Source organism: Geotalea daltonii FRC-32, from assembly GCF_000022265.1.
In the GTDB taxonomy this organism is placed as follows: Bacteria; Desulfobacterota; Desulfuromonadia; order Geobacterales; family Geobacteraceae; genus Geotalea; species Geotalea daltonii.
Genome location: NC_011979.1, coordinates 3356800 through 3376841 on the forward strand (window position 1 = coordinate 3356800; position 20042 = coordinate 3376841).

A 20042-nucleotide genomic window follows, 5' to 3' on the forward strand; every position below is an offset into this window, starting at 1 on the left:
GTTCATGAATGCCTGATGGAAGCATCGTATAATATTGATAATCATTATTGCAACTAAACACTAGTAAGCATAAAGGACCGAGAGGCGAGCACGTTCCTTTGCATTGCTCTCGGCCTCACTTTCCACCTCGATACGATATATATAAGGAAGATGTGGTACCCCTATCAGCGAACCACCTGGGTTGTACGCCACTCCGATCGGATCGATAAGCTTTTCTCCATTTTCAGCACCTCCGCTGGATGTATCAGTATTGCCAGCAGTAGTGTCGACTATCTTGGAATTAACGACAAAACCGGGCATGGACGGCATCCCTTTCAAATGGAAGGTGACATCTGGGGACACTTTGGCATTAGGGTCCGAGTTCGATGTGATGCAATTCGTCCATTCCGATGTGGAGAACCTCAATTTCTGTTGCAGGCAAGCGTTGGTTACTGGGACATCAAGATTAATTCCGCTAAATTCTGACATAAGTCTATTTGTAGAGTATCCGCCAAAAATTTTAGGAATGATATCTTTAGCAAATACCTGAACGCCGCCATGTGCAGCTTCTAGAGATGTTTTGTACCTTTTGTTGGCAGCGGATATGTAGGTCCCTTGAGTTATGTAATATAGAAGAGTTAGACATATGACCAGGGAAATCAGCGTCAGCATAAGAGCTGTCACTAGGGCCACACCATTTTCATTTCTAAGACACCTCATTTCACACCACCTTTATGCTTCTCCTGAGGAAATCACTCTCTATTTAAAAAAGACATCAAGTTTACAACGTCTGAACCTAATCCAGGTTAGTCGGCTTGATGGCAAGCGTATATATCTTCCACCTGTAATTCTGCCAATCAGGACCAAATCTGGCTGCCAAGTCAGCCGCACTCCAGATTCTGCCGAAAGAGACGGTAAAGGCAGGATCACCTACCACTAATGCCTTGCTTGTATCATTCACTGGATAGATAAAGTTTCTATCCCTGCCTCCTTCATGGGCAAGTATATAGACTCTAACTCTCTTCAAGGACTCTCTGATTGTCTTGGCAGTATAGCCATCGAGGTTCTTAGCATAGGTGATGTTGCCATCGTTCAAAAGATCGAGCTCGAACGCCACTTGCATATCACCTACGCAGTCGAGAAGTGGGTACTGAACGAATCCACCTGTAGTATGTACGGCTACGCCCTTGTAGAGTACTCCTGTTCCTGGATTACAGGAAGAAGGAACATTGGAAGGCCTGTTTACATAAAAATCAGCACGGTTATATGGCATCCTCAATGGCTTATCATCGATACCATAGACAGTGAAAATCTGTGACGGGGTGACTGGTTTATAAGCGTCAGTCGCCGGGAACAGGCCAGCATAACTATAATAAAAGGCGGCACCGTCATTCGCCAGTTGTCTATCAATGGTGCCGGCTTTTTGGTTGGTGATGTTGATAAGGGTAACAACATTCTCACCATTGACAAAGTTATCGCTCAGGGTGCTCCACTGTTTTATATAGCTCTCGTTGGTGGCAATCCCACCTGATTCATTTACGGAATAGTTGACGAAACTCCATTTTTTACTGGTTGCATTAATGGAGGCCATCGTAGATTTGACCACAAGATAGTCAATGCCAGTGGTCGTGCTGGTAGCGCTGGCTATGGCTTTTGGAATTTTATCAGGGCCCAGGGAAACCATATCGTTGAATGAATTAGAATCAATGCCATCGGCAAGAAAGCCTGCAGTAACATCGACTTCGGGATATGTCAATGGACTGCGGAAGGACCACGGAAGACCATATCCTGCATGTTCAATATCAAAGCGCATCAGGTTAAGACCCACTTGCCCCTCGATCTGGGTCTCCACCGATCTGGACTGCTGTCCTGCAGTCTGAGTGATCTTTTCGAAGGCCGAAGAACTTATCATGATGACCGTAATGAAAATAGCCATCACAACCAAAAGCTCTACAAGCGTATAACCTTTCTTATTCGGCATGATACGTTCTCCGACATAATTTGTCACTACAGTGCCCCATATGGTCACTATTACTTGGATTTAATGGACACAACCTGATGATGGAAAGAGGATATATTCTTAAATTTCCATCTTATATCGACAATCAACTGCTTCGAGTCCCCAGTCAGGTTTGAAACGATCTGTTTGACCGCATAGGTACTACTAAAACCAGGTCTCCTGCTGGAGACTTGGGTGGTTTTCTCTGCGCTGGTAAGCATGGCAAAAGGCTTTGCTTTCATGGCATGCATGGTGACTTCCCCTATTTCCACAGCCTCGTCCCGCATCTGATTCCGCAGGTTGTGTTCGGTAGCGAGGATCACTGTCTGCAACAGCCCAAGAAGACCGACTGTCATAATCAAAATGCTGACCATAACCTCAATAAGGGTAAACCCCGAATTATCTGGTTTTGATATCGTCTGCAACACAAGCACCTCCTTCATCCCGCTTACCCAGTTGAATCCGGGCTGCCGACAGTACAATGCTGTCAAGGGCTGCGGGATTACCGCCATCTAAAATGCAGATGCTCCTCCCACCTAATCCAGGATTAGATAATAAACCATAGGAATCGAAATTTAATTGCCCGGAGGAGCCATTCCAGATCATGGAATACTTAAAATCTTTCTTAAAAAGGGGAGGTACAGAAACATTGCTGGAGGAATAAACAGAATAAGCCGAGGAGCTTATGATCACCGAGCGGGGTTGCCTAGTGAACATGGCTTGCGACCTCACAGTCATTATATCTCCATGAAGCATGCGGACCTGGCTCTCAATAGATGATTTCCTGGAGTAATGGGTGAACTGCAATGTGGCAATGGATAGCAAAACTCCGGCAATAGCCATGACTATGAGCAATTCAATAAGGGAAAATCCATGGCTTCGCATCTTAGTGCTCCTGAACATGGAGAATCCTTTTTAATGGGTCAAGACCCACGTTAGAAACAATTGGAGGAGCATCTAATGACGGTTTGCCAGTCATTCCAGCCCCCATTCTGCGCCCTTTTTTGTCGGTAAATGCAGTGGGCAAGTCAACCTCCTCAAAGCTACCTGTAGAAACCTGGACCAGGGCCTTTCCTACCAAGCTGCGAGAAGGGACAGCCAGACCAGTGTAATAATTGACAGCCCATAGGTAGGAAGTACCGCCAAAGGAGCAGATGTCTTCAGTGGGTTTGAAACTGGTAAAGTATACATTGCCGCTAGTAACCGCAGATGGGTTGGTAATTACTCTTTCGCCATTAAAGTTGTTTCCCGCAAGATCCAGGTTGATGTACCATCCTTTGTCGCCCAGAAAGGACAATCCATTTGCAGTGCCTGAGGTCTGGTCAGTCAGATCGGAAAGAGAAAGTGATGCACTGCAATTGTTGTCATTAATGTCCCCTCCCGTGGTTTCTGTACCGTCCAGGTGGGTGACAGGGTCTTTATAACAGGGCTCCTGAATGCCAAATAGCCGGCGCTGCTTTGCAGCATCAGTACCTGGATCGTCACCGGGATAATAGAAGCGACCGGTGCCGAAAAAGAGATAGAGATTTTTGCCCTGAAGGGTGGCGATGCTGGTGGTAACCGGTCCGATACCATCCATGACCCTACTGACCTGCCACTGGGTCGGAGGGTTCAAGGTTGACGGATCGGTATTTTCAGGTATCACAACACGTAAAACCCCGCCGTCGGCCCAGCTACCATCAGCCGCCTTTTTAACATAGCCAACATAAAGGGCGTCGTCCTGATAGTTACCAGGTGCCCCAAGACGAAGTCTGTCCGTGTCGACCACATTGGAAGAAAGAGAACCGGCAAATGCATTGGGGACACCAGTATCAATTTTCCAGTAGCCGGCACCAGGTCCCTTCTCAAGGTCTACAACGAAGAGCTGCAGGTTCTGATCCGACACTCCCTTGAACTGGTGGCTGGCAGTATCTATGGGACCAGTGGGTCCAGAAGCAAACACAGCAAGCCAGCGGCCATTGGTGTTCGGGTCAGCAACCCCGCCGGTGCGGCCATTAATCTTGATAATTGCAGGCCCAGAGGTGGCAAAACCCAAGGCAGGGTCTGAGAATTCCCATAGAAGTTTTGGTTTATTTGCCAGAGTGCCACCAGGCGAGGTGAAGTACTGCTCTGTTATATCAAGGGCGAAATAGGAAGAATATCCCAACCCTTTACTACCATCTGCTGGGTCCATGATGGGAGTCTTAACACAAGTCCCTGCGGTAACCTTGTCCGTGCAGGTAGTTACCTTCTCAGCCTTTGAGGCGCCGCCTATTCCCATTCCTCCGATCAGTACCGTTTTCCAGCTGCTGACATCTTTCTGACAGTTCCAGTAATCGGAAGTTGAACAAGTGGTAGGCTTTGCAGTACTGATGTCGAAGAGGGAAGTGCTCCCGTCCACGAAGTAAATATGATTGTAGCTGGGTTCAGCCAGATACTTAAGATAAGGCAAAACATTTTTGGGAACATAGGCCCACTCCTCATTTCCCAGATCCTCGCCGGACAGTGTCGCCAGTTTCGAAAAATTCTCTGTTATCTCCAGCTTGCCCAATTTAAAGGCATGGAGCATACCATCATTGGCCCCCACATAGACCATGCCCCTGTTCTGATAGCTGTTCGAATAAATAAAACCACTATTATTGGAGTAATCCCCATAGCTTTTGTCGCGATAGCCTTTCGGCTCCTTTAAATTGTAACTATTGAGAGGGACGGTGGATTGCAACCGGGGTGTAGAAGAAACGATATCCCCCAGCTTCCAAACATGGCTTCCCAGAAGACTGCCATCCGGCTTATTTATGGAAACCGTTCTGCTCCGATAGGTAGGGGGATTGTCAACACCATGGATATAGTTTATTACGCTTTCCGCCTCCCCCACTGTTGTCGCCTGAAGATAAGGCTGGAGCAAACTCGAGTTGTTGACTGCAGGGCTACCTGGAAAAAGGCTGGATGAAAAATTTATGAGGGAAGTACTATCAGTAGAGGTGTAGATTTTCCGCGGTTTGGCAGACAGATCCCTTTCCCAAAGCTGAAGGCCCGCCCGCCAGAGGCTCCTTACTGCATCCGGGTCAATTGTATCAAAGGTTTTTTCGACAAGTTTGGGATCGACAAACCTCCTGGCCATCGTTCTATCATCCGAACTAAAAAAGAACTGGATAACCTTGTCTTTGCTTAGATTGAGAACATGATCAAAATCAGAATCCTCCCTGATATTACTGTTTACAAAGTATGGATCAATGTAATACCAGAGATTCTGCATCTCACCGATCCAGTTTACGCTGGTGTTATTGTCAAAATCCTGCCTCGGGTAAAACACGGCCTGCAGGATATTGGCGCCGCTCCCTTCACTGTTGCTGAGAACAGATGCAGCAGTACCCGAGGATACGCGGGCTAGAATGGCATTGAGGGCCGTATCCAGCTGCTGTTCAAGTTTAAGCGGGTTTACTGCCAGGAAGTAGTTGTCTGGGTTCCCGGTTCCGCCCTTGTTCCACTCCGAGTCGAGGTCGGGCATGTTGTTACTGTTGGAATCTACGAATCCTCCCCATTTGGCAGCATACCAGAGTGGGTTTTTCAAGAAGCCTGCAATGCTGCCCGTACCGTTGACAGTAAAGACCTTCTGCCATGCAAGGGGCATAGAAAGAGGTGCCGACGATAGTTTGGAAGCATTGGAGACATCTTTATCTTTAACTGGCAAATAGAGGCCATCGGCGGTTGTCCCTGAAACGACGAAGCCGAGAGCCTGGTCGATACAGCCGGAGGCATATTCAGAAGACAGTTTGACTTCCAGTTGTCCGGATGAGAGTGGCTCAGTACACGATGTATCACTCATATTGACGGAAGCGGGTGTGCAGATTTCGTAACTGACAATGGCGTCCATATCATGGTCTGCGCCTTGTTCCGAGTCCTCATAGTTCAGCCTGAATTTTGCATAGATGACATTTCCTGCATTGTCATACTGGACCTTTTCAACAAAATCATTGACGATTTGGTTGGTCGGGCAGAACGCATCTGAGGGGCAACTGGATGTAAAACGGCCTTCGGCGTCTAGACCAAAGGTGCATTTGGCAGCGCAGCTTTCTTTGACGCCGAGGCAACCATCTAAAGACTTACCGACAGGTACAAAATTGATAAAGCTGTTGGCGCCGACTTTAATTTTTAGCTCAGCGACAGGAGATGCAAGGGCAACGGCAAAGGTCGTCACATCAGGTATTTTGCTATTGGCATTAAAGAGGGTTTTGCCGTAGTAAGCCAGAGCGGCGGCGTAATAGCCGCCTTTTTTTGTCGGCTCTTCAGGGCAAAGGCCCCTGACCTTGTCTAGATTGCTAACACCTTTAGAGGAACAGACCATGTCGAAGGTTGAACCGGACTGGCCGACGAACCAGTTGTTGCCGGCGATAGCTTCCTGCGTGCCAATGGCTTTGGAGAGTGCCGACACGTCTACATTCAATTTAGGTGTGGCCAAATCTTCGGTATAGCTGGCAAAGGAAGAACCCGGCACCTGGTCCGTATCGTAGCTAGGGTTGATGTCGCTCAAGAACAAGACGAAAGGCTTTGCGCAGGAAGGATAGATTTCGTATGGCGTGTAGACATTGCTACCTTTGGGGTAGCCCCAGTCGGGCTTTGACAGACTCAGTCCCATATCCGCTGAAGTGCCATAAGTGAAATCAGGAGTGGGTAAAAATTTGCCGCTGCCATCCCGCTTACCGGAAAAGTATCTGAGGCTCTCATACATCATTTCGGCCACTGGATTTCCCCAGTTTTCACACATGCCCTCAATCGGCGGGCCTGTTTCTACCCAGCCACAGTTATCGTACTGGCCTGTAGAATAGTTGTAATTAGTGATAGCCATACGGTCCAAGGTGTGAATGATGTTTCCCTGGACGTTCTCTGAGGTTTGAAAGATGCCATTATTTGCATTGGTTTCGTCCAAGACGCTGCCGGGATTCTTTCGCAGCACTCCACCGCTCTGGTTTTTGGTATAGGAACCTGTCATCAGGCCAAAATACATGGGAGCCTTGTATATGCAGAGTCCTTCCGTGGCACCACAGTCAGTGTCAGTTGTGCAAGGTTTAAAGAAGGTTTTTGAACAGACTTTTGCTCCATCCCCCTCGCCATACTTTTGCAACAGCCCGGTCGGCTTATAGGTGCCGTTGTAATCCTTGCACCAAGATTCGACACCTGTCGCTGCATTACAGACCTCCACCCGTACTGCCAGATCAGTAGGAGTTCCAAGAGAAGCATCGCAGACGGGCCGTTCTTTTGCTGACCATTCCCAGATCCTGTTTGGCATGTTCTTGAGCAGCCGAACGATAGGGGACCCGGTCTTGGAAAGGGTTGTATTACAAAACAAATGACGCTTGGCGGTTCCCGACACGGGAGTGCCTGTATCTATGAAGTATTGGGATTTGATGCTGCAGACGTTGGTGGAGTTGATGGCTGGTGCCCGGAGAGTCAGGGTAGCACCGCCGAAGATAGTCCAGGAAGCGGTGTTTTTATTCTTGTACCAGACTTTAATGCCGTCCTGGCCGGTACTTTCGCTATGCCGCACCAGCAGACGATGGTAGCCAGACAAAAGATTGATCGTTCCCACCTGAGTAGTGCTACATGGGGTGGTCGGTGCGGTGGAGCATGCGGAGTGGCAGCCACCATTAAAAGCAACCAATTGCCCGTCAATTAGGAGTTCCACTCCATCATCGCCATCCACCATGAATTCCCAGTCTCCTTTGGTGCTCTTTGTGACATTGAATTCGGTGACTGCAAGGAAGTTGAAATCGGTCAGGTCTGCGCCCTGGCCATGATCCTTGCTCGGTAAAACATCTAGCGGAGGCGAAGTAAAGTTGCCCGGAGGATTGTGGCTCGGGATTGTGTCGGCAAAGTTGAAATCAGATATGTAATAGGAGCTGATGAAATTAGCTGAGGATGCCTCAAAGGAACCGTAAATGGTATCGGTTATGGTAGGTTCGTATGGTCCCGGGTCGCCTACATATGCAGGAGTTCCCGGCACAATGGAATAGTCACCACAAACGCCGATATGATTAGGATGCTTGTACTTGGCGATAAGGATATTGCCTGTGGTAGTGGAAACGGTCTGGTTGGTCGAAGTCCAGTTGACCGTTACCGGACTAGGGCATTCTGAGGGAGCGTCAGCAGCCGCAAAGCCTATCAGGTTGACTGATTTGTCCACGCAGCTGGAGCCTGATGCGCAATCGCCAGCATCATTACAGGTAGTAGTATATTTGCTTCCATCGTAACATAGTCTGCCTGTCAGTTCCTTGCCCCAGCTATGAGCATCCTGAGGTAGGGGCACCCGCTCCAACTCCGTGTAGGAAGTGCTATCTTGGCTTCTATGGCCACCAAAAAGAACTCTTCTTAACACGTCCGACCTAGACATGGTAATCCAGTTCAACACATTACCGCTCCATTGTCCTGCAGCGCAGAATTTGTCCGGAGTGGAACTCACCGGTGTGAATTTATCATTGGCACCGGACCCGCCCGAATGGGTGTAACATTTATAGGCATCGAAGTAGCCGTAATAATCGACAGTGTGCTTGTAACCAGTTTCAAGCTGTCCGTCATCGTCAATGTCTGCGGCATCGTTGTAGGCTGAATAATATAGCTTGTGATCCCGACCTACCTCAAACATTACCAGCGGGGGGACCGGCTGAGCAATATAAGGAGGGAGGATACAGTAATCGTTACTGACCGCTGCAATGACAGAGTGTGGAAGAAAACACAACAATGAGGCAAGAAAAAGTCCTATCGTTATAGGTCCGTATTTTGGTTTCGGCTCTGTCATTGTTTCCACCTCTCCAGTGTTATCTCGAATACTTTTCTGCCGGCAATTCTCAAGTAAACCGGCGATCCCACATGGATATCTGTCAGCTTGCCGGCAACCTCGTACAATGCGCCTTTTTTGCGCTGATGAATATGGACTATCACCCTTTTATCAAGGACAAAAGTTGTATTTGCAACAGTAATCGTATCGCCCTGAATATCACCAACAATACCATTGAAATATGTCAGGACTGATTGTTGAGCAGCTTCGACGACAGACCAACACATAAGCATCAGGAAAAATATCAAGAGTATAATCTTTTTCATAACTTGCCTCTTACTTGGTTTAAAAAAGGACGTCTTTTCTTGTTGTCACCCTTTGATCCCAAGACTGGTTGAGCAACAACCATGCCGACAAATACAAGAAGAAACAAGCCAATATTTTCAATAGATTAAAAGAGGTTTTATTTTGGAGAGGTTATTCAACCCTGCACTTTTTTCATAGCCAACTGAGGTTTGCCACAAAAAATGTCAATCATCCATTCCATAGTCTTTTATTTTATATAGCAGCGCCCGATGGCTAATCTCAAGAAGCTTTGCGGCATGTGTCCGGTTACCCCCTGTTCGTTCAAGCGCCCTTCTGATCAAATCCCGTTCGATAACTTCTTCGGCATATTTTATTGACAATGAATCATTTGCCAGCCCTGGTACAACCAATTCTGCATGAAACTGCCGAATTTTTTCCGGCAGACAGTCCAGGCTGATTATAGCCCCTTCGCAAACTACCAATGCCCTTTCTATACTGTTCTCCAATTCCCTCACATTACCTGGCCAGTTGTAGTCCATCAAGCTTCTTAAAGCTTCTGATGAGTACTGAACCTGATGTTTAGCCATTTTAGAAGAGTGCTTGGCAATAAAGTGGTTGATAAGCAATGGAATGTCTTCCTGCCGGTCACGCAGGGGGGGCAAGGTGATGGTGAAGACGTTAAGCCTGAAATAAAGGTCCTCTCTGAAGCGGTTTTCAGAAATTTCTTTTTCCAGGTCCTTGGAGGTGGCAGATATTACGCGGACGTCAATTTTTTTCGTGGCTGCCCCGCCAACTACTCTGATCTCCTCATCCTGCAGAACCCGCAGCAGCTTAACCTGCAAGGCGAGCGGCATTTCACCAATCTCATCAAGAAAGAGCGTTCCTCCGGTGGCCTGTTCGAACAGGCCAACCTTATCTGTCGAAGCATCTGTGAACGCGCCTTTTACATGGCCGAACAACTCAGACTCCAGCAGACTTTCAGGGATCGCAGCACAATTTATGGCGATAAAAGGTCCATTTCTTCGATTGCTGTTCTGATGAATGGCCCTGGCAATCAGCTCCTTGCCGGTACCCGATTCACCAAGGATCAACACCGTCGTCTTGAAGTCGCATACTTTCTGCACCAAAGTGAAGATTGCCCGCATACGCTGATTTTTGCTGATGATGTTGGCGAAGGAATATTCCTTCTTCAACTCTTCCTTCAGTAGCCTGTTCTCGGACTTCAGCCTTTCCCGTTCTTCGGCTTTTCTCAATACCAGATCAATCTCATCACTTTTGAATGGTTTGGAAATATAGTCGTAGGCCCCCAGCTTCATGCATTCGATGGCCGTATCCACAGTGCCATAGGCAGACATCATGATGATGGTACTTTCAGTTCTGGCAGGGTCAACCCCCTTCAGAAAACCAACACCATCCAGGACCGGCATCCTGATGTCACAGAGGATGAAGTCATAATCCTTCTGAGAGACCAACCTCAATGCTTCGGCACCTTCAGAGGCCAATTCAACCTTATAGCCTTTTTTTCTAAGCATGACCTGCAGCATGTGGCGAAGATTTTCCTCGTCGTCAATTACAAGTATGGTCTTGTTTGCCATATCGTTCATCACTAGTCCTTGTCTTCGGGACAGGCAACCACATGGTTACGACTGTTCCCTTGCCTGTTTCGCTTTCAGCGATGATCCTGCCGTTAAAAGAATCAATAATCCTTGCACAAATTGCCAAGCCAAGTCCTGTACCTTTGCCTGGTTCCTTTGTGGTGAAGAAGGGATCAAAAATCTTTTTAAGATTTTCTGCAGCTATCCCCTCTCCGTTATCCATGACAGAAATAAGCAACCAGCTGTCAACCCATTGTTTATTTACAGAAGCTAAACTGAAGGCATTATTGAAATCGCCCTTGCGCCGTCCGACAACCATCAGACCGGAATCGGGATTGTGAATTGGTGGCCGGTCATGCCGCACAAGGGAAGTCTTTATACCAAGACTTCCCCCGGCAGGCATGGCATCTCTTGCATTTATCAGCAGATTGATAAGCACCTGCTGAAGTTGATGGGGATCAATATTGATTATGGGCAAATTCTCGCTGAGCTGCAGAGATAGGTCGAAAGATTTCAAAACTCCCTGATCTTTAAGGAGGTCGACCGTCTCGGCGACCAGTTGGGAAACCTTCACCTGCTCGTATTTGGTCTGTGTCGGTCGCGCATAATCGAGCAACCCACGGACAATTCGATCAATTCGGCCGGCTTCGGCCTCTATGCGATGCAGGTAGTCGGCTTTCACTTCATCATCTTTAAGATCATCTTTGAGAATGCCGGCATAACCGATAATGGCAGCAAGTGGAGTACCTACCTCGTGGGCCATGCCCGCTGCCAGCAGTCCAACGGACGCCATCTTCTCCGACCTTACCGTTTCCTCCCTCGCCAACTGAAGCTCCTGATTTGCTTTTTCCAGGGAGGCCACGGTCCGCTCCACCTCCAGCCGATTTTGTTCCAATGCTTCAGCCATGGTATTGAAGGATTCGGCCAGTTCAGCTATTTCAGCACTGCCCGGCACTTTGACAACATGACGGTAATCACCGGTGGCAATTCTTGCGGTAGCTGTCAAAAGTTTTCTTATCGGCACCACAATGATTCGAGAAAGCAGGAATGAGCCGAATCCCAGAAGGAGGAGAAAATCAAGCACGAAATAAGCGAGAAAAAGACGGCGTGACTCCCTGAGCCGCTCCTGCGCCTTTGCCAATGAGAGTGTAAGACGGGCCGCACCTGTAACCCTGTTCCCGGAATAGACGGGAGCATAGCGAAAGATGAAACGGCCGTCACGGCTGTAGGCAAAGGACTCCCTCCCATTTTTCAAGGTATATTCAAGTTGGCTGTCTGTCCCTCTCTGGTCACGGACTACATAAAGCGGCTTCCCGCCGCCAGCTACAACATAGATCCCCGCAAAATCTTTCTCTTTGGCAAGTCGTGCAGAAAAAGTCCGGATGACAGAATTTTCCGCCAATTTTTTCAACGACGGGGGCAGAACTTCAACAAAAGCGGCCAGAAGAATGCGTGCTTCATCATTTTTTGTATTGAGAAGGTCTTTTTCTGCGGTTTTAAAGGAGATCAGACTGAGCAAGAGCCAGGTCAGGACCAGCAGACAAGCCAGAGAGGAGAGAATGGAAACGGTGAGGGAAATGCGAAATTGTTTCATGCTGCCCCCTACCCTCCTGGGCTGGGACCGGCCAGGGACATATACCACCAGATGATCTCGCGGCCGTAAAAGACATAGAGCAACGCGGCAAAGGCAAGAAAAGGCCCGAAGGGAATGGCCAGTTTGGAATCTTTTTTCTGAACCAGCATCAGGGTCACACCAACTATCGACCCGACCAAAGAAGCGACAAAAATGATGAAGGGAACTGAGCGCCAGCCGAGAAATGCCCCCATCATTGCCAGCAGTTTGATATCTCCCCCCCCCATCCCTTCTTTTTTGGTAAGGAACTGGTAACCATAGGCAACTACCAGCAGGCTGCCACCGCCGAGAAGCATGCCGATCAGGGAGTTCTTCCAGCCGAGCCATGGCAGAAAAAAAGAAGCGACAAAGCCGATTATTATACCTGGAAGGCTGATGATATCGGGAATGATCTGGTGTTCCAGATCGATAAAGGTGATGGTGACAAGGGCGGATGAAAATATGAAGAGGAAGAGAAAAGTAAGGGTCGGACCGAATTTGATGAAAAGAAACAGTGTGAGCAGGCCGTTTATCAACTCGACCAAGGGGTACTGGAGTGAGATCGGGGTCCTGCATGAGCGGCATTTGCCGCGGAGCAGCAGATAGCTGAGCATGGGAATATTATCGTAAAATCTGATCTTGTAATCGCAGTTCGGGCAGTGTGATGGGGGCAAGACCACCGATTGTCCGTTTGGCAAACGATAGATACAGACGTTGAGAAAGGAACCGACAACGGCGCCAAAAACAAAGGCAAATATATAAAAAGGTAACGTGCCTGCCATACATATCTCCGTAAAGGGGGACATCGCCATGCCCGAGCCTGCCAGACTTGTTCCTACTTCAATCTTCTGATCTTCTCCAGGCTCTCGCCAAGCACCTGCTTCTTATTTGCAAATTCTGCAACCTTCTCTCGCTCCTTGGCCACCACTTCGGCAGGAGCCCGATCGACAAAGCTCGGATTCTCAAGCTTTTTGCTCAGAAAATCTATATCTTTGTCGATTTTGCCTATTTCCTTCAGGAGGCGTTTTTCCTCTTCTTCAACGTTTACCAGCCCTTTAAGCGGGACGACTATTTCCACGTCCCCTGCAACTTGCAGAGCCGCATCGGCGGGACGTTCGATGTGCGTGCCAATGGCAAGATCGGAAAGCCTGGCCAGACTGACAATGTAGACCTCGTTCTTTTTAAGCAGCTTGAGGCTGGCTGGAGACTTGCAATCAAGCATGGCGGCAATGCTCTTGCTGGGAGGGACTTCCATCTCTCCGCGTATGTTCCTGATGCCACTGATTACAGCCATCACCAGTTCCATTTCCGTTGCTCCGTCACGAAAATCCCACTCCGCTTTGCGGCGCGGATATTCGGCCAGCATAATGCTGGCGGGACCCTTTTTCCCTGGCAGTGCTTGCCAGATCTCTTCGGTGATAAATGGCATGAAAGGATGCAGCAGCCTGAGAAGATGCTCCAGAACCATCCATAATATATAGCGCGCCGTAGTCTGCCGGGTGCTATCCCCCTTGTAGAGATCGTCCTTGACAAGCTCTATGTACCAGTCACAGAATTCGCTCCAGGTAAACCGGTACAAGGCAGCAGCAGCGTCATTGAAGCGATAGGCATTCAGGCTCTCCTCCACCTCGCCGGCTGTTTCATTTAGACGATACAGAATCCAGCGATCGGCATTAGACAGCTCTAGTTCATCGGCCTTGACAGCATCAGGATCGAACCCTTCCAGGTTCATCATGGCAAAGCGGGAAGCATTCCAGATCTTGTTGGCAAAGTTCCGGTAACCGGCGATTCGTTCCTCGGCCAGTTTTATGTCACGCCCCTGGGCTGCAAAGGCGGCCAGAGTAAAACGGAATGCGTCGGTGCCGTAAGAATCGATGACTGTCAAAGGATCGATGACGTTGCCCTTGGACTTGCTCATCTTCTGCCCTTGCGCATCGCGAACCAGGGCATGGATGTAGACGTCCACGAAAGGGACCTCTTCCATGAAGTGCAACCCCATCATCATCATCCGTGCCACCCAGAAGAAGAGGATGTCAAAACCGGTGATCAGGCAGGAAGTGGGGTAGAAAGTTGCCAGCTCAGGGGTGCGGTCAGGCCAGCCCATGGTTGAAAAAGGCCAGAGGGCGGAAGAAAACCAGGTATCCAGTACATCAGTTTCCTGGCGGATCTCATCACTGCCGCACTTGGAGCATTTGACAGGATCCACCTTGGCAACGGTAATCTCACCACAATGGTCACAGTACCAGGCAGGAATGCGATGCCCCCACCAGATCTGGCGTGAAATACACCAGTCACGGATATTCTCCATCCACTCGTAATAGGTATTCTCCCACTGCTGGGGAACAATGCGGGTCTTGCCCTCCTTTACGGCAGCAAGGGCTCTTTCTGCGAGAGGCCCGACCTTCACATACCACTGCAGAGACATGTAAGGCTCGACTACAGTTTTACACCTGTAACAGCCTCCCACTGACAGGGCATGGCTCTGGATCTTGTCCATTAGTCCCTGGGCTTCCAGATCAGCGATAATCTGCTTTCTGGCAGCGAAGCGCTCCATTCCCTCATACTGATGGCCGGCAGCGTTGATGACGCCCGATTCGTCAAAGATGTTGATTCTGTCCAGGTTGTGCCGTTTACCCACCTCGAAGTCATTGAAGTCGTGGGCCGGTGTGATTTTGACGACGCCGGTACCGAATTCCATGTCCACGTATTCATCGGCAATGATGGGAATCTTCCGGTTGACAAGGGGCAGCATGACGTGGCCGCCGATGAGGTCCGTATATCTTTCATCGTTCGGATTGACCGCAACAGCAGTATCGCCAAGCATGGTCTCAGGGCGGGTAGTGGCAACGACCAGATGCCGACCGGAGCCGACAACCGGGTAACGAAGATGCCAGAGATGGCCCTCTTTTTCTTCATGCTCCACTTCGATGTCGGAAAGTGCCGTATGACAGCGAGGACACCAGTTGATGAGCCGGTTGTCCCGATAGATCAAGCCCTCTTCGTAGAGGCGGACAAATACCTCCCGGACTGCTTTGGACAGTCCCTCGTCCATGGTAAACCGTTCACGTCCCCAGTCGCAGGAGGCGCCGAGCCTTTTCAGCTGGCCGATGATCTGCCCACCCGACTCGGACTTCCATTGCCAAACCCTTTCGGTAAAGGCCTCGCGACCAAGTTCATGACGGTCCTTCCCTTCGGCCGCCAGCTGCCGTTCGACCACATTCTGGGTGGCTATGCCGGCATGATCGGTTCCGGGCATCCAGAGTACATTGAACCCCTGCATACGCTTCCAGCGACAGAGAATATCCTGAAGGGTGTTGTTCAGGGCATGTCCCATATGCAGTACGCCAGTGATATTGGGGGGAGGAATTACTATGCTGTAGGCTGGCTTGGCAGAAGTTGCAGCAGCTGAAAAATAACCTTTTGCTTCCCACTCCCGGTACCACTTCTGTTCCACGTTTTCAGGATCGTATACCTTTGTCAATTCTTTATCTGCCATCAGCAACCTCTTTAAATAATTTCGAATAAAAAAGGGGATATGAAATCCCCGTTTTTAATGCCTATAACTAAACAGTATCAACTTCCGGATCCACCCTTAAGTTTGCGGATTTCTTCCTTGATAAGTAACTCCGCCAGATCGGGAACCACTTCCCAAACTATTTTCTCGATAACCTCCCGCGAAAGTGTGCGAAGTGCTGCTACCAGTTGAGCCTCTGTAATTACGGGAAGTTGTGAACCATCGGCAGCAGGAGCAGCTGACACACCAGCATCCGGTGTTGCCACAGGAGCAACCGGTGCTTGAGCAGGCTGGGGGGAAAATGTTGAGGATAAGTCCACAACAGTCTCAATATTCTCATTGAAGGAAAAACCTGTTTCCGGAGCAGGTTCTTCAGCTTCTGGGGCAAACTCGAATTCGGAAGGTTCAGCAGCCATACCCAGCTCTACAGGTTGGCCGACCTCTCCATGTTCTTCCTCCTGAAAAGCAAAAGTCTGCTCTTCCACAGGCTCCCAACCCGTCTCGAACTGCTGAACTTCAGCCTGAGTACTGGCTGCGACCGCACCACCTATGTCATCGTTCACATCGGCAAAGGAAAATTCTTCATCAACTTCCACAGGAGCCGGAATTGCCACAGCAGGAACTTTTTCTTCGACAACCCCGAATTCGGCAGCTCCACCTGCAGAAAGATCTTCAATTTCGAAAGCGCCCCACAGATCGTCGTCAGCACTCCCCTCGACAGCCTCCTCGCCAAGGGCAAAAACTTCCTCGGCTTTCTCTTCTATGACGGGCTCCTCGGCAAAGGCTTGAGCCAATTCATTTGCAACAGGCACGGCTGTCTGCATTGCCACGGCTGAGGGAAAGACAGGTTCGGGCGATGCCGCAATTGCAACGGAGGATTCCGTAGCGGGAATTGACACCCTCTCCTTGCCTAGTTCGATCAGTTTTTTTACCCTGTCAATGAGCTGCTGGGATTCAAAAGGTTTTGAAATGAAATCGTCGGCACCGCTTTGACGGGCTTTGTCTTCATCAAATGGCTCAAAAGCACCGGTCATGAGGAGCAGCGGTATCGTGTTCAGCTTGGGGTCCCGCCGCACTCCTGCACAGACTTCATAGCCGTTTTTACCTGGCATGAGCGCATCGACAAGAATTATATCCGGAATTATCTGTTTTGCTTTTTCCAGAGCTGCATCACCGTTATCAACAACAGTGAGTTCATAATCTTCATTCGCGAAGATTATACCGACAACTTTCTGGATGGTAATACTGTCATCGGCGAGGAGCAATTTATTGCTCATCTATCCCTCCTCTGATGGGGCCTTAGAAAAAGACTGATTAGCCTGGGCGAAAGTTATAAATGGCCGAACAAATGGGAAAAACCTAGCACAATGGCCATAGTGTGTCAAGTTATTTGCCTTTTCACGGGTTACGGGTAATCAAGGCTGGTCACTTCCTCAATTTTGGGTGAAGAAGGAGCAAACATTTCTGCTGCCGCGCTTGAAAGAGCGCCTCTCAGCAGGCTGAAACTACGAGTGTTTTTGTAGTCAAGCCTGGAGGTAAGAAGTATCACAAACAGGTCGCTGTATGGATCGATCCAGATCGAGGAACCCGAATATCCGGTGTGGCCAAAGGAGGTGGATGAAAAGTAGTTTCCTCGTGGTGAAGAGTACGGAGAGTTTATGTCCCAACCGAGCCCCCTGATCACCTTGCCGCCGCGAGAAAAGTACGGTGCCGTCATCTGCTCGATAACTCGCTGGGAAAGGATCCGCTTCCCTTCATATTCGCCGCCATTCAGCATCATTCGGCAGAAACGAGCAAGATCACCGGCTGTACTGAAGAGCCCTGCATGACCAGCTACTCCACCTAACTGTCGGGCAACATAATCCTGGGCTTGGCCGAACATGAGCGTTTTATCCGTATCCAAGGTAGCAGCACAACGCTGACCGTCTTCTTGGCTAGGGTTGAAGGTCGTATCTTTCATCCCCATCGGTTTGAAAAAGCTCGTTGCGGCATAGGTGTCAAGTCCGTTCCCTGATGCTCTTTTCACTGATTCAGCAAGGAGGATAAAATTTATGTCGGCATACTTGAATCGGCTCCAGACAGAGCCTTTCATTCTCTGGGTTGCGGCTCCGTTAACCGCACTCTGTATGGGGTTTTCCGAAGAGAGGGGAAAGTCGTCAAGGCCGGAAGTGTGGGTGAGAAGGTTGGCCATTAGCAGATCGTCTTTCATGTGGCCGTAAAATTCCGGGTACCATTTTTCAACAGGATCAACGAGGCTGAGCTTCCCCTCTTCCATTAGCTTCAAGACGGCCGGGGTCGTAGCTATTACCTTGGTAAGAGAAGCGATGTCGAAGATGGTTTCGGTTGTCATCGCCCTGGCATCAGGAGCATTGGAGACCTTGCCATAGGCTTTTTCAAACAAGACCTTGGCATGGTCGCCGACGAGAACTACACCGCCAGCTATGAGACCGTCTGAGATTGCGCCCTCAATCAATTCATTGATCTTTGCATGGCGATCAGGAAGCTGTGGTATCTCATCGACGGCAAAGACCGGCGCAGTAACAAACAACAGGAAAACGAAAAAATAACGGATCGAAAGCACCTTTTCCCCGCAATCAGCAAGTTAATTTCCATCCGGAGTTTCCAGAGGAAAACTAGTTAATCCTGAAATTGATGGATTTGAGAAGGTTACCTTCTTCGTCCAGAACTTCTACCCGCCAGTCACCGCTCGCACCCTTTCCAATAAGCTTCCGGCTGTAGGTACGCCAACGCTTCCCCTTCACGGGAAGATCATACTCGGCTGCGAACTGGTTATTTTTGTACCAGACATGCTTGACCGAAGCGTCTTCTTCCAGATCCTTGGTCAACCTGGTAAAACAAAAAAGCGCTTTCACCGATGATGATGAAATGCGACTCACAGAATCGATGGGATTGCCCTTGACGATTTTAGTCGTCACCGCCATTTCGGTGATCTTGATTTCTCCGGCTCGAACAGTGTGACCAGAAGCGACAACAATGCTGACACTAGCAAATAACGACAATAATCCTGATAGCCTTACCCTCATAAAGCCTCCGGCATGATTTTGCAGATTTATTCTGCCTTTTTCGAAGACCGGATCATGTCCGGTAATCAGCATTTATTTTCACATACTCGTAAGACAGATCACTGGTGTAGACGGTAGCCTCTCCCTGCCCCAGCTTCAGGTCTACAGTTACGGCGAATTCTTTTCTCTTCAGCACTTCGGAGCCCTTTTCTTCTGCGTTTCCTCCGGTAAAGACTCCGTTCCTTACCATCTGCACGTCGTCAAAAAAAAGTTCAATTCTGTCAGCATCAACCTCGGCCCCTGAATACCCCACTGCGGCAAGAATTCTGCCCCAATTGGCATCCTGACCAAAAAACGCTGTCTTGACCAGTGAGGAATTGGCAACAGCCATTGCCGCCTTTTTGGCATCGGCCACAGACTGCGCTCCCTTGATGGATATTTCTACGAACTTTGTCGCCCCCTCACCATCCCTGACTATCTGTTGTGCAAGCGCCAAAAGAACTGCCTGCAGCTGGGATCGGAATGTTTCGGCATCTCCGGTTCCTTCCCGGATCGTTGGATTACCAGCCATGCCGTTGGCAAGTATCAATGACGTATCGTTGGTGGAAGTATCGCCATCAACGGAAATGATGTTGAAAGAAGCATCATTGGATTCGCTGAAGACTTTTTTAAGCCAGGACTGTTCCACAGCGGCATCAGTTACAATAAAAGCCAGCATGGTAGCCATATTGGGCATGATCATCCCTGCCCCCTTGGCAATACCAGCAATGGTATACGGTACACCGGCCGCCTCACACTGGCGAATCTCCATTTTGGCGAAGGTGTCCGTAGTCATGATGGCACGGGAAACGCCATCAAGGCTGCCGCTTTCAAGCCCTTCAACCAGTTTCGGCACGGCTGCCCGCAATCTTTCCATGGGCAGCACTTGGCCGATGACGCCTGTTGATGCAACCTGGACAACCTCGTCGGCAATACCCAAACCCTCGGCAACCAGACGTGAAGTTTCCCTTGCGTCGTCCATTCCCCTGATTCCGGTACAGGCGTTGGCATTGCCGCTATTGACAACGATCGCCTGACAGAGGCCATCCTTTATCCGCTCTATCCCCAGAACGACCGGGGCCGCCTTGACTTTATTGGTAGTAAAGACTCCCGCTGCCACTGCAGGCACTTCAGAGAAAATCAAACCCAGATCGAGCCGCCCAGGCTTTTTCACCGCAGCCTCAACGGCAGAAAACTTGAATCCTTTTACTGGCATGGCATTCT

14 protein-coding genes are annotated in these 20042 nt (G+C 49.3%); all 14 read right to left on the minus strand.

Annotation, left to right across the window (positions count from 1 at the left end; translation table 11 throughout):
• Positions 1–60: 60 nt before the first annotated feature.
• Positions 61–699, minus strand: a complete 639-nt coding sequence (locus tag GEOB_RS15265) for a hypothetical protein (RefSeq protein ID WP_012648144.1) — start codon at positions 697–699, stop codon at positions 61–63.
• Positions 700–775: 76 nt separating this feature from the next.
• On the minus strand, positions 776–1960 hold the full coding sequence (locus tag GEOB_RS15270; RefSeq protein ID WP_012648145.1) for a PilW family protein: 1185 nt from the start codon (positions 1958–1960) through the stop codon (positions 776–778).
• A gap of 50 nt (positions 1961–2010) precedes the next feature.
• On the minus strand, positions 2011–2490 hold the full coding sequence (locus GEOB_RS15275; protein ID WP_083767163.1) for a type IV pilus modification PilV family protein: 480 nt from the start codon (positions 2488–2490) through the stop codon (positions 2011–2013).
• Positions 2378–2863, minus strand: coding sequence for a pilus assembly FimT family protein (locus GEOB_RS15280; protein ID WP_012648147.1), 486 nt, complete (start codon positions 2861–2863; stop codon positions 2378–2380). Before GEOB_RS15280 ends, GEOB_RS15275 begins: the two co-directional genes overlap by 113 nt.
• Position 2864: 1 nt before the next feature.
• Positions 2865–8597 carry a pilus assembly protein PilY gene (locus GEOB_RS15285; protein WP_154650503.1) on the minus strand — a complete coding sequence of 1911 codons (5733 nt, stop codon included), beginning with the start codon at positions 8595–8597 and terminating at the stop codon, positions 2865–2867.
• Between the two features lie 149 nt (positions 8598–8746).
• Entirely contained in the window at positions 8747–9055 is a 309-nt protein-coding gene (locus GEOB_RS15290; RefSeq protein WP_012648149.1) for a hypothetical protein, read from the minus strand.
• 204 nt (positions 9056–9259) lie between these two features.
• Positions 9260–10639, minus strand: a complete 1380-nt coding sequence (locus tag GEOB_RS15295) for a sigma-54-dependent transcriptional regulator (RefSeq protein WP_012648150.1) — start codon at positions 10637–10639, stop codon at positions 9260–9262.
• Positions 10602–12224 carry a sensor histidine kinase gene (locus GEOB_RS15300; protein ID WP_012648151.1) on the minus strand — a complete coding sequence of 541 codons (1623 nt, stop codon included), beginning with the start codon at positions 12222–12224 and terminating at the stop codon, positions 10602–10604. The genes GEOB_RS15295 and GEOB_RS15300 overlap by 38 nt, the downstream gene beginning before the upstream one ends.
• Positions 12225–12232: 8 nt before the next feature.
• Positions 12233–13024, minus strand: coding sequence for a prepilin peptidase (locus GEOB_RS15305; protein WP_012648152.1), 792 nt, complete (start codon positions 13022–13024; stop codon positions 12233–12235).
• Between the two features lie 53 nt (positions 13025–13077).
• On the minus strand, positions 13078–15738 hold the full coding sequence (locus tag GEOB_RS15310; RefSeq protein ID WP_012648153.1) for a valine--tRNA ligase: 2661 nt from the start codon (positions 15736–15738) through the stop codon (positions 13078–13080).
• Positions 15739–15815: 77 nt separating this feature from the next.
• Positions 15816–17033 carry a response regulator gene (locus GEOB_RS15315; protein ID WP_012648154.1) on the minus strand — a complete coding sequence of 406 codons (1218 nt, stop codon included), beginning with the start codon at positions 17031–17033 and terminating at the stop codon, positions 15816–15818.
• 128 nt (positions 17034–17161) lie between these two features.
• The gene (locus GEOB_RS15320) at positions 17162–18337 is read right to left on the minus strand and encodes a serine hydrolase domain-containing protein (RefSeq protein ID WP_012648155.1); all 1176 of its coding nucleotides are present in this window, start codon (positions 18335–18337) and stop codon (positions 17162–17164) included.
• A gap of 52 nt (positions 18338–18389) precedes the next feature.
• Positions 18390–18872 (minus strand): DUF2914 domain-containing protein, encoded by a 483-nt coding sequence (locus GEOB_RS15325; RefSeq protein ID WP_230198967.1) that lies wholly within the window; start codon positions 18870–18872, stop codon positions 18390–18392.
• Positions 18853–20034 (minus strand): bifunctional glutamate N-acetyltransferase/amino-acid acetyltransferase ArgJ, encoded by a 1182-nt coding sequence (gene argJ, locus GEOB_RS15330; protein WP_012648157.1) that lies wholly within the window; start codon positions 20032–20034, stop codon positions 18853–18855. The genes GEOB_RS15325 and argJ overlap by 20 nt, the downstream gene beginning before the upstream one ends.
• Between the last annotated feature and the right edge of the window lie 8 nt (positions 20035–20042).